Source organism: Mycobacterium parascrofulaceum ATCC BAA-614 (assembly GCF_000164135.1).
GTDB classification, from domain to species: Bacteria; Actinomycetota; Actinomycetes; order Mycobacteriales; family Mycobacteriaceae; genus Mycobacterium; species Mycobacterium parascrofulaceum.
Window position 1 is genome coordinate 1,635,458 of the sequence record NZ_GG770553.1, and the last position, 9,588, is coordinate 1,645,045.

General features: G+C 70.1%; 10 protein-coding genes. 6 read left to right on the top strand and 4 right to left on the bottom strand.

The window, feature by feature from the left end:
- A partial coding sequence (locus HMPREF0591_RS07740) for a hypothetical protein (RefSeq protein WP_007167913.1) occupies positions 1 to 473 on the top strand: 473 nt, incomplete at its 5' end.
- A gap of 5 nt (positions 474 to 478) precedes the next feature.
- Here the strand turns inward: HMPREF0591_RS07740 and HMPREF0591_RS07745 are convergent.
- Genes HMPREF0591_RS07745 through HMPREF0591_RS07760 form a run of 4 tightly spaced genes read right to left on the bottom strand, consistent with a single transcriptional unit; the run spans position 479 to position 3,025 of the window.
- Positions 479 to 1,522, bottom strand: coding sequence for an LLM class F420-dependent oxidoreductase (locus HMPREF0591_RS07745; RefSeq protein ID WP_040622059.1), 1,044 nt, complete (start codon positions 1,520 to 1,522; stop codon positions 479 to 481).
- Positions 1,523 to 1,570: 48 nt separating this feature from the next.
- Complete coding sequence (locus HMPREF0591_RS07750; RefSeq protein ID WP_007167915.1) at positions 1,571 to 1,921, bottom strand: ester cyclase; 351 nt, start codon at positions 1,919 to 1,921, stop codon at positions 1,571 to 1,573.
- Positions 1,922 to 1,946: 25 nt separating this feature from the next.
- On the bottom strand, positions 1,947 to 2,786 hold the full coding sequence (locus HMPREF0591_RS07755) for a dienelactone hydrolase family protein (RefSeq protein ID WP_007167916.1): 840 nt from the start codon (positions 2,784 to 2,786) through the stop codon (positions 1,947 to 1,949).
- Positions 2,787 to 2,809: 23 nt separating this feature from the next.
- On the bottom strand, positions 2,810 to 3,025 hold the full coding sequence (locus HMPREF0591_RS07760) for an Rv1535 family protein (RefSeq protein WP_007167917.1): 216 nt from the start codon (positions 3,023 to 3,025) through the stop codon (positions 2,810 to 2,812).
- A gap of 617 nt (positions 3,026 to 3,642) precedes the next feature.
- Here HMPREF0591_RS07760 and glmS point away from each other — a divergent pair.
- The 5 genes from glmS to HMPREF0591_RS07785 form a co-directional block, all read left to right on the top strand.
- On the top strand, positions 3,643 to 5,508 hold the full coding sequence (gene glmS, locus HMPREF0591_RS07765) for a glutamine--fructose-6-phosphate transaminase (isomerizing) (protein WP_040622065.1): 1,866 nt from the start codon (positions 3,643 to 3,645) through the stop codon (positions 5,506 to 5,508).
- A 98-nt stretch (positions 5,509 to 5,606) separates the two neighbouring features.
- Positions 5,607 to 6,497, top strand: coding sequence for a DUF4436 domain-containing protein (locus tag HMPREF0591_RS07770; protein WP_007167920.1), 891 nt, complete (start codon positions 5,607 to 5,609; stop codon positions 6,495 to 6,497).
- A gap of 119 nt (positions 6,498 to 6,616) precedes the next feature.
- On the top strand, positions 6,617 to 7,468 hold the full coding sequence (locus HMPREF0591_RS07775) for a DUF4436 domain-containing protein (RefSeq protein ID WP_007167921.1): 852 nt from the start codon (positions 6,617 to 6,619) through the stop codon (positions 7,466 to 7,468).
- Positions 7,469 to 7,568: 100 nt separating this feature from the next.
- Positions 7,569 to 8,246, top strand: a complete 678-nt coding sequence (locus HMPREF0591_RS07780; RefSeq protein ID WP_040621377.1) for a rhomboid-like protein — start codon at positions 7,569 to 7,571, stop codon at positions 8,244 to 8,246.
- Between the two features lie 33 nt (positions 8,247 to 8,279).
- Positions 8,280 to 9,588, top strand: a 1,309-nt coding sequence (locus HMPREF0591_RS07785) for a bifunctional ADP-dependent NAD(P)H-hydrate dehydratase/NAD(P)H-hydrate epimerase (protein ID WP_040622068.1), incomplete at its 3' end; no start/stop codon positions are given.

The following is a 9,588-nucleotide window of genomic DNA, read 5'->3' on the forward strand; positions in this document are numbered from 1 at the left end:
CGGCGGGCGGGCTGGGCGGCGGGGTCGGCGGCGGGCTGGGCGACGGGGGTGGTGCGGGCCTGCTCGGGTTGGCCGGCCGGATCGTCGACGCGGTCGGCGGGCTGATCGGGTCGGCGGGCGACGGCCTGGGGGACGGCGAGCCCTTCGACCGGGGGAACGCCTTCGACGGCGAGCCCTTCGAGGCCGACGACACCGACGGGCAGACACCGGAGACGGGCGCCGAAGACCCCGGAGACGTCGAGGACGTCGAGGACACCGCGGAGGCGGAGCCCGAGGCCGCGGCAGAACCGGCCGCTCCGCCGCCACCACCGGGTGCCGCGCCGGTCGACGTGCCGCCACCACCGGGTGCCGCGCCGGTCGACGCGCCCGCACCGGCCGACGCTCCGGCGGCGGGCGGGCCCGCGCCCCCGGCGGACGAGACGAAGACGCCCTGCGAGATCGCCGCGGACCAGCTGCCGCAGGCGGGGCAGTGACGAGCTCAGGCCTGGCGCAGCGCCAGCACGTCCTCGACGAAGCGGACGGATTCGGCGCGGTCGGTGGCCAGCGGGCTGAGCAGCAGGGTCGTCACGCCGGCCGCGGCGAAGGCGGCCAGGCGTTCGGCGACGTAGCCGCGCGGTCCCACCAGCGACATGCCGCGCACCAGCTCGTCGGGCACGGCGTCGATGGCCTCGCGCTTGCGGCCGGACAGGTAGAACTCCTGGATGCGGTCGGCGACCTCGCCGAACCCATAGCGGGTGGCCAGGGCGTGGTAGAAGTTGCGGCCCTTGGCGCCCATCCCGCCCAGATACAGGCCGAGCTGCGGCTTGACCCACGCCAGCCGTTCGTCGACGTCGTCTCCGATGGCCACCGACGCGTGCACCATCACATCCAGCGGCCCCAGCGCGGGATCCCGCTTGGCGGCCCCGGCCGCCAGCGCGTCGCCCCACACCGAGGCGGCCTGGTCCGGCAGGAAGAAGACGGGCTGCCAACCCTCGGCGATCTCGGCGGTCAGCTCGACGTTCTTGGGGCCCAACGCGGCGATGCTGATCGGAATGCGTTCGCGCACCGGGTGATTGATGAGCTGCAGGGCTTTGCCGAGGCCGGTGCCGCGGTCGGGCGGCAGTGGGATCTGGTAGTGCTTGCCGTCGTGCCGCAGCCGCTCGCGGCGCCACACCTTGCGGCAGATCTCCACGATCTCGCGGGTACGGCCCAGCGGGGCGTCGAACTCGACGCCGTGGAAGCCCTCGATCACCTGCGGCCCGGAGGTGCCGATCCCCAGCTGGAATCGCCCGCCGGACACGAAGTCCAGCCCCGCGGCCGTCATCGCCAGCAGCGAGGGCGTGCGGATGTAGATGGGAAACACGCCCGAGGCCAACTCGACGGTGGTGGTCTTGGCCGCCAGGTACCCGAGCTGGCTCACGGCGTCGAAGGCATACGCCTCGGCCACCACCGCGATGTCGATGCCGGCCTTCTCGAGCTCGACGACGCGGTCCACGGCCTGGTGAAAGCCGCCCGAATAGTCCAGGGCGATCCCGATGCGCATCAACGACAGATACCACGACCGCCGCGCGGGCACCGGGGCGCGGGAGTGCTAGCCCGTCGACGTGCCCGTCCAATACTCGGCGAATCGCCGGCCGTCGGCGTCCAGGCGCAGGATGTCGTTGCCGGTGAAGGACACCGGGCCGTCGGGTCCGCGGCCCGTGCCGACCCAACGGCCGGCCACCAGGTCGCCCTCCGCGAGGGGGCCGAGCTCGATGGCGAAAGTCAAGTCCGCGAACATGTTTCGGGTCTCCGCCACGATCCGCTGAACTTCGTCGGGGCCATGGACGTCCCGGCCGGGCCAGTGGCCCACGAAGTCGTCGGTCAGGATCTCGGACGCGACGGGCCGGCCGGCCCAGAGCTCGTTGATCCAGCGGTTGTAGAGGGCTCGCACGGTCGACACGGTGAGCGGTTACCCCGCTGGCGCGTCACTTCAACAGGGCGACGATCTTCTCTTCCAGGGCCACGGGCGGGGCCTCGGGATCCACCGGGTCCGTCTTGGGCAGATGGACGTCGGGATCGGCGAAGTCGCGGTACGTCTTGTCGCCGCCCAGCGTGTGAAGCAGGTAACCGGTGAGCAGCGCGCGCACGGTTCGCTGCGTGCGCCGGTGCGGGCCGGCCAGGCCGAACACCTTCGTCAGCCGCCGGCCCTCGACCAGCCCGCCGGGCCGGGCCTTGCTGACGATGCGCAGCGTGGCCGCATCCCACGCGCGCGACAGCGACAGCGCGTTCGACGTCAGCGACTGGGGCTCGCCGGGGGCGGTCAGGATCAGCCCCGGCAGCCGCAGCGTCGTCGCCGGGTCCTCGGCCGGGGGGCTGGTGACCGCGGGGAACAGCGCCGCCGCGGCGGCCAGCTTGTTCGGCATGCCGGCCGCGGCGAACACGGCGGCCGAGCCGCCGAATCCGTGCCCCACCACGCCCAGCTTGGCGGGGTGGACGCTGATCTTGCCCGGGCCGAGCCGCACGCCCGACACGATGTCCAGCGCGGTGCCCAGGTCGAAGGCGAAGTTCAGCACGGAAGGGGCCAGGCCGCGCTCGGTGTCGGGGGCGCCGGCCACGATGCCCCACGACGCCAGGTGTTCGAGCAGGCCCGCGTAGCGGGCGGCGCCGGTGAGCCAGTCGTGGCCGAACGCCACCCCGGGCAGATTCAGCCCCGCCTCCGGCGTGTACACCACCCCCGGCAGCCCGGCAAAAGCCAGGTCACCACGCAAAACCCGGTGCGGACCACGGCGGCTGAGGGCTGCGAAAAGCTTGCGGGTGCGGGCCACGCGTCGACGTTATCGCATCGGCGTCAGGCCACGACCTCGATCACACCCGCCCGCCACAGCGCCGCATACACGTGGCGCAGCGGGATGCTCAGCAACCGGGCGGCCGTGTCCACCATCGGGTCGCCGCTGGCGATCGGCTCGCGGCGACGCCGCTTGGGCGCCGGCTCGGGCGCCGCCGCCAGCGTCAGGCTGGGCGCGGGCGCCACGGTGATCACGTCGTCGAACAGAACAGCGGTCATGATTATCCCCTTGCAGAAGTACGCAAAAATTTCTGATTAACGTTTATTAACGATTAGCTATCCGGCGGTTTACGCGTTGCTCGAATTTTCATGACAAGCGAAATTAACGACACACGCAAAACGCGGTAATCGGGTAGCTGGACGATCGGCATTGATGTCTGCGAGAAACAGTTATTGCTCAAAAGATATGGCTGCGCAGCGCGTATTTGCGCCGGAGAATCGGTCGATTCCGCAGGTAGAACTGATCAGGCGGGCGTCAACGAGCTGTCCTTTCTGCCGGCTTCGGCGATCGCCGGTCGTAGCCGATATGCAGAATTCTAGGTAGCTGGGTTGCTAGAGCGATGACGCAAACGAAAACGTCAGAAATACATCAAGTGAAAAACGCTTCTAACGTTTATGAAGACGGTGTGAAGGGGACGTGCGGCGGAAACCCGGGTGATCGCTCCACGGCGTCCGCCCGGCCCCGCCCCGATGGCGGTGCCCGGGACGCGGCGGGTCGCCGTACCACCCCGGCCGGCGGTGGGGGTCGGTCAACGTGGGCCTTTCGCGCAGGTGGGCGCCCTGACGTTGGCGTCGGCGTGCCGTGGTGGGTGGCGGGCTGCACTACCCTGGTTCAGATGTGCGGAATCGTCGGCTACGTCGGGCAGCAGCCTGCCTGCAAGGTCGTCATGGATGCGCTGCGCCGGATGGAGTACCGCGGTTACGACTCGTCGGGGATCGCACTGGTCAACGGCGCCGGGACGCTCACGGTGTGCCGCCGCGCCGGTCGGCTGGCCAACCTGGAGGAGGCCGTCGCGCAGATGCCGCCGGAGTCGCTGGGCGGCACCACCGGCCTGGGCCACACCCGCTGGGCCACCCACGGGCGGCCCACCGACCGCAACGCGCACCCGCACCGCGACGCCGCCGGCAAGATCGCCGTCGTCCACAACGGCATCATCGAGAACTACCCGAGCCTGCGCCACGAGCTGGAGGCCCAGGGCGTCGAATTCGCCAGCGACACCGACACCGAGGTGGCGGTGCACCTGGTGGCGCAGGCCTACCGGCACGGAGCGACCGCGGGCGACTTCGCCGGCTCGGTGCTGGCGGTGCTGCGCCGGCTGGAGGGCCACTTCACGCTGGTGTTCACCAACGCCGAGGAGCCCGGCACCATCGTGGCCGCCCGCCGCTCGACGCCGCTGGTGCTCGGCATCGGCGACGGGGAGATGTTCGTCGGCTCCGACGTCGCCGCGTTCATCCCGCACACCCGCGACGCCGTCGAACTCGGGCAGGACCAGGCGGTGGTGCTCACCGCGGACGGCTACCGGATCACCGACTTCGACGGCAACCCCGACGTCGGCTACCGCGAGTTTCATATCGACTGGGACCTGGCCGCCGCGGAAAAGGGCGGCTACGAGTACTTCATGCTCAAGGAGATCGCCGAGCAGCCGGCCGCGGTGGCCGACACCCTGCTCGGGCACTTCGTCGACGGCCGCATCACCCTCGACGAGCAGCGCCTCTCCGACCAGGAGCTCCGCGAGATCGACAAGGTGTTCGTCGTGGCCTGCGGCACCGCCTACCACTCCGGGCTGCTCGCGAAGTACGCGATCGAGCACTGGACCCGGCTGCCGGTGGAAGTCGAGCTGGCCAGCGAATTCCGCTACCGCGACCCGGTGCTGGACCGCAGCACCCTGGTGGTCGCCATCTCGCAGTCCGGGGAAACCGCCGACACGCTCGAAGCCGTCCGCCACGCCAAGGAGCAGAAGGCCAAGGTGCTGGCCATCTGCAACACCAACGGCTCACAGATCCCGCGCGAATGCGACGCCGTGCTCTACACCCGCGCCGGCCCCGAGATCGGCGTCGCCTCGACCAAGACGTTCCTGGCGCAGATCACCGCCAACTACCTGGTGGGCCTGGCGCTCGCACAGGCCCGCGGCACCAAGTACCCCGACGAGGTCGAGCGGGAGTACCGGGAGCTCGAGGCGATGCCGGACCTGGTCGCGCGGGTGCTCGCGATGATCGAGCCGGTCGCCGCCCTGGCCTACCGGTTCGCGCAGTCGTCGACCGTGCTCTTCCTCGGGCGCCACGTCGGCTACCCGGTGGCGCTCGAAGGCGCGCTCAAACTCAAAGAGCTGGCCTACATGCACGCCGAGGGATTCGCCGCCGGCGAACTCAAGCACGGCCCCATCGCGCTGATCGAGGATGACCTGCCCGTCATCGTCGTCATGCCCTCGCCCAAGGGACAGGCCACGCTGCACTCCAAGCTGTTGTCCAACATCCGCGAAATCCAGGCCCGCGGCGCTATCACCATCGTGATCGCCGAGGAGGGCGACGACACAGTACGGCCCTACGCCGACCACCTCATCGAAATCCCCTCGGTGTCAACGCTTCTGCAACCGCTGCTGTCGACCATCCCGCTGCAGGTGTTCGCCGCGTCGGTGGCGCAGGCCCGCGGCTACGACGTCGACAAGCCGCGCAACCTCGCCAAGTCGGTCACCGTCGAATAGCCGGGCGCGGGCGGCGTGGCTTCGGCCGTATCGCCACGAGATCCGCAGCCGTTCCGTTAGATTCGCCAGGGACACGTCAACGCGACGGTAGGAGCAGCATGCGGTCGGCGGCCAGAAGATTCGCCGCGGTGGGTTTCGTCCTGCTCATCGTCGGGACCTACGTCGCGTTGGTCGAGCTCTACCAGAGCACGGTCGAGGGGACGTCGGCCGGCACCCTCAACGACACCGCGGAGACGGCCGGCCAGAGCATGGCGACGTTGACCGTGGAGGAGATGCAGTCGAACTACAGCGCGGTGGTGGCCACCGTGGCCGTCGCGCCCGGACCCGCGCTGCTGGACCCGGTCACCCACCGCCTCAAGGAAGACCTCATGCTGCGCGTCAGGTCGGCGGCGCAGCCCAGCCGGCGCGACTACACCAAAGGCATGCTGCCCGGCGTCTTTCCGCTCCCGCTGACCATCGCCGGTCACATCGAACGCTGGCCGTTCGACAACTACACGTCGGGACCGATCGAGGTGCAGCTGTTCCACGGTGCCGACACGACCAAACCGCCCGAACTCATCCCGGTGCGACTCATCGACCACCTGCCCGGATTCAAGGTCTCCGCCACCAAGTTCGCCGGCCACGAGGGTTACCGGATGAGCGTGCGCCGCGCGCCGAGTACCGCGGTGTTCGGCATCGTCATCTGCGGCGTGCTGATCGCCATCGCCGTGCTCGGGCTGTTCGTGGCGATTCAGACGATGCGTGACCGGCGCAAGTTCCAGCCCCCGATGACGACGTGGTACGCGGCGATGCTTTTTGCCGTGGTGCCGCTGCGCAACGCGCTTCCCGGCTCGCCGCCGATCGGGGCGTGGATCGACGTGACCGTCGTGCTCTGGGTGATCGTCGCGCTGGTGGTGGCGATGCTGCTCTACATCGTCTGCTGGTGGCGCCACCTGCGGCCCGAGACCGCCGCTCCGCCGGCGGAGCCGGTCGCGGCGACGTCGGGCTGACGTGGATCGAAATCCTTTCGTTTCAAGGCCTTTGCGGCGGCCGGTCAACTACATTGCCCGTGGGCAATGATTTTTCTCGCGTTGGGTGGCCACGGGGCCAAGTCGGGCAGGGGGCAGTCGTGAGATATGGGATCATCGCTCTGATCGTGGGCATCGTCGGGGCCTATGTCGCCTCGGTCGCGATCTACGCCAGCAGCGGGGGCCGCCACCATCAGCCCGAAACCGCGGCCGGGGGCGACCGGAGCACGGCCACGCTGGCCATCGAGGACATCCAGTCGAACTACAGCGTGCTGATGGGCAACCTGTCCATCTCCCCGGGGTCGGCGCTGCTGGACCCGGAAACCCAGCACTTCAAGGAGGACGTCAGCCTCCGGGTGCGATCCGTGGCGACGCCGACCCGCCGCACGTGGACGAAAGGCATGCTGCCCGGCGTCTTCCCCGTCCCGCTGACCATCGCGGGCGACATCGAGAGCTGGCCCTTCGACCACTACCGGTCCGGGCCGGTCGAGGTCGAACTCATGCACGGCCCGGGGGAGGTGCCCGAGCGCGTGCCGGTGACCTTCGTCAACCACCTCTCCGGCTGGCAGGTGTCCACCGCCGGGTCCGGGCCCTACCGGGCGAGCGTGCACCGCTCGCTGAGCGCGGCCGCGTTCGGAATCGTCATCTTGTGCGTGCTGGTGGCCATCGCCGGCCTGGGTCTGTTCGTCGCCGTTCAGACGGTGCGCAACCGGCGCAAGTTCCAGCCCCCGATGACGACGTGGTACGCGGCGATGCTCTTCGCGGTGGTGCCCCTGCGGAACGCGCTGCCGGGCTCGCCGCCCTTCGGGGGCTGGATCGACATCACGCTGGTGCTGTGGGTGCTCGTCGTCCTGGTGGTCTCGATGCTGCTCTACATCATGTGCTGGTGGCGGCATCTGAGGCCGGAGGTTCCCGCGCCGGCCGATCCCGCCCCTGCGCCGTCGAGCGCATGAGCCGCTCACCCGGGGCCACCGCCTGATTTGCACTATCCGACGACCGGCGTGCGAAGGTGATGACGTGACGAATGCTCCGGTGCGGTCCCGACTGCGCAGCATGGGACTCGCGGTCTGGCATTACGTCAGCAGCGCGCCGCTGACCTACGGCTGGCTGCTCGTCCTGCTTATCACGACGTTCATTCAGCATTGGCTTCCCCAGCGGCAACTGCACTGGATGCTGATGCACCATTCGACCAACATCCACGGGCTGGCGCGCGACCCGCTCGACGTGCTGTTCTCCAGCCTGTTGTGGATCGACGGGGACAACCTGACGCCGTACCTGATCTTGTTCACCCTGTTCCTGGCGCCGGCCGAACACTGGCTTGGCCAATTGCGTTGGCTCACAGTCGGATTGAGCGCCCACATCCTGTCCACCTACTTCAGCGAAGGCCTGCTGTATTTCGCGATCGAAAAACACGACGCGTCGGAGCGACTGGTGCACGCCCGCGACATCGGCGTGAGCTACTTTCTGGTCGGGGTGATGGGCGTGCTGGCCTATCACATCGCCCGGCCATGGCGGTGGGGCTATCTGGGCGTGCTGTTCGTCATCTTCGGTTTCCCGTTGCTGGCGATGGATCGTATTGAGTTGAATTTCACCGCGATCGGGCACTTCACGTCGATCCTGATCGGGCTCTGCTTCTACCCGATGACGCGGCACAAGGACCCCCGGCAGCTGAGCCCGGCGCACCTGCGGGCCATGGCGCGACGGCAGCGATCGCGCGAGGCATCGGCCTGAGCCGGGCGGCCGCCGACCCGTAATGTGGCTAAGGTGCGGCACTACTACTCCGTAGACGCGATCCGCCGGGCCGAGGCGCCGCTGCTGGCCAGCCTGCCCGACGGGGCCCTGATGAGGCGCGCGGCCTTCGGGCTCGCCGCCGAGGTCGTCGCCGAGTTGCGGGCCCGCACCGGCGGGGTGGCCGGCCGCCGGGTCTGCGCGGTGGTCGGCTCGGGCGACAACGGCGGTGACGCGCTGTGGGCCGCGACCTTCGTGCGCCGCCGCGGCGCCGCCGCGGACGCCGTGCTGCTCAATCCGGAACGCGCCCACCGCAAGGGGCTGGCGGCATTCCGGAAGGCCGGCGGCCGCGTCGTCGAACGCGTTTCACCCACAACCGATCTCGTCATCGACGGGGTGGTCGGCATCTCCGGTTCGGGGCCGCTGCGTCCGGCCGCCGCCGAGGTGTTCGCCGCGGTCGACGCGGCGGGGATCCCGGTGGTCGCCGTCGACATCCCCAGCGGCGTCGACGTGGCGACCGGGGCGATCAGCGGCCCCGCGGTGCGCGCCGCGCTGACCGTGACCTTCGGCGGGCTCAAGCCCGTGCACGCGCTCGGCGACTGCGGGCGGGTGAAGCTGATCGACATCGGGCTCAGATTGCCCGGACCCTCAAAAACATCGGTGCTGGGTTTCCAGGCGGCCGACGTCGCCGCCCGCTGGCCGCTGCCCGGGCCCCACGACGACAAGTACACCCAGGGCGTGACCGGGGTGATGGCCGGCTCCTCGACGTATCCGGGTGCGGCCGTGCTGTGCACCGGGGCCGCCGTCGCGGCGACCTCCGGCATGGTGCGCTACGCCGGCAGCGCGCATCGCGAGGTGCTCGCGCGCTGGCCGGAGGTGATCGCCTCGCCCACCCCCGCGTCGGCCGGGCGCGTCCAATCCTGGGTCGTCGGGCCGGGATTGGGCACCGACGACACGGGCGCCGCCGCGCTGTGGTTCGCGCTGGAGACCGACCTGCCGGTGATCGTCGACGCCGACGGGCTGACCATCCTGGCCGCGCACCCCGAGCTGGTCGCCAACCGCAACGCCCCCACGGTGCTGACCCCGCACGCCGGTGAATTCGCCCGCCTGGCGGGTAACCCCCCGGGTGATGACCGCGTGGGCGCGTGCCGGAAGCTTGCCGACACCTTCGGCGCGACCGTGCTGCTCAAGGGGAACGTCACCGTCATCGCCGATCCGGATGGCCCGGTCTACCTCAACCCGGCCGGGCAATCGTGGGCGGCCACCGCCGGCTCGGGCGACGTGTTGTCCGGGATGATCGGCGCGCTGCTCGCGGCGGGCCTGCCGGCCGCCGAGGCGGCCGCGG